Source organism: Bartonella sp. AP58NXGY, from assembly GCF_042195785.1.
In the GTDB taxonomy this organism is placed as follows: domain Bacteria; phylum Pseudomonadota; class Alphaproteobacteria; order Rhizobiales; family Rhizobiaceae; genus Bartonella.
In genome coordinates this window covers 1-1,133 of record NZ_JBHIOY010000093.1, presented here as the reverse complement: position 1 = coordinate 1,133, position 1,133 = coordinate 1, and the positions used below count along the sequence as shown (strand labels likewise).

2 pseudogenes are annotated in these 1,133 nt (G+C 46.9%); both read left to right on the top strand.

The window, feature by feature from the left end:
- A pseudogene (locus ACFINC_RS09680) lies at positions 1 to 264 on the top strand (hypothetical protein); the annotation flags it as partial.
- Between the two features lie 12 nt (positions 265 to 276).
- Positions 277 to 1,101: pseudogene (locus ACFINC_RS09675) on the top strand (DUF935 family protein); the annotation flags it as partial.
- Positions 1,102 to 1,133: the final 32 nt, after the last annotated feature.

Sequence of the window (1,133 nt, the reverse complement as noted above, 5' to 3'; positions counted from 1 at the left end):
CGCGATAGTGACATTGTGGCGGATCATCAGGCGCTTGCTTATGTCAATGGCATTGTGAAAATTCCAGACAATCATCGTTTTAAAGGCAGTGACGGTTTTATGCGCCATGGAGATAGTGCTATTGCTTGCGCTTTGGCTTATTTTGCTAGCCGCCAGACGCCGGAAATTTACGAATATACGCCTGTGAGAGAGGTTTATGGTTTTGATGAAAGTCCGCTCTTTTCACCCGCTTTTGTTTCAACGATGCGATCAAAGATTTATTGATGGGATGATGAAATGGTACAACTTGTAGACCAATGGGGCAGGGCTCTTAAGATAAAGGGATTGGAACGGGAAGTCGCAAGCCCTACCGTTGGGGGTGTTCGCGATGTGTGGTCACAAACTGTTGTGAGTGGTTTGACGCCTGCGCAACTTGCTGATATTTTGCAGCAGGCAGCAAGGGGGGCTCCAGAACAGTTTTTTCAACTTGCTGATGATATGGAAGAGCGCGATTTGCATTATCGTGCTGTGCTTGGCATGCGTAAAAATGCTCTCACAGGGGTGGAGCCTGGGGTAATTGCCGCAAGCAACAGTGCATTGGATAAAAAGATAGCAGATGCGGTGCGGGAAGTGATCAGTGCACCGACTTTTGTTGATGATTATGTGGCGGATTTGTTAGATGCTTTGGGAAAAGGCTATGCGGTTGTTGAAACTTTGTGGGACAAGAGTGCCAAGGAATGGTGGCCGGTTGCTTGGAAATGGCGTGACCAGCGTTTTTTTCAATTGGATCGGCGGGATGGCTTTCATTTGCGTTTAAAAGAAGAGGGGTCTTTGCATGGAAGTGAATTGCCTGCTTATAACTTTTCTATTCATCGCCCCAAGCTTAAAAGCGGTTTGCCTATTCGTTCTGGACTTGCACGTCTTGCGGCTTGGGCCTTTCTCTTCAAGTCTTATACACTGAAAGATTGGATGGCATTTTTAGAAGTTTATGGCATGCCTTTGCGTGTTGGTAAATATGGGGCAAGCTCTTCTCATGAGGAGCGGCGGGTTCTTATTCAAGCAGTGCGTGATTTATCCAGTGATGCGGCAGCGATTATTCCCAAAGAGCAGCCTTTGCCTTATTCAGGCTATGAAACGTTATAAGGCAAAGGCTG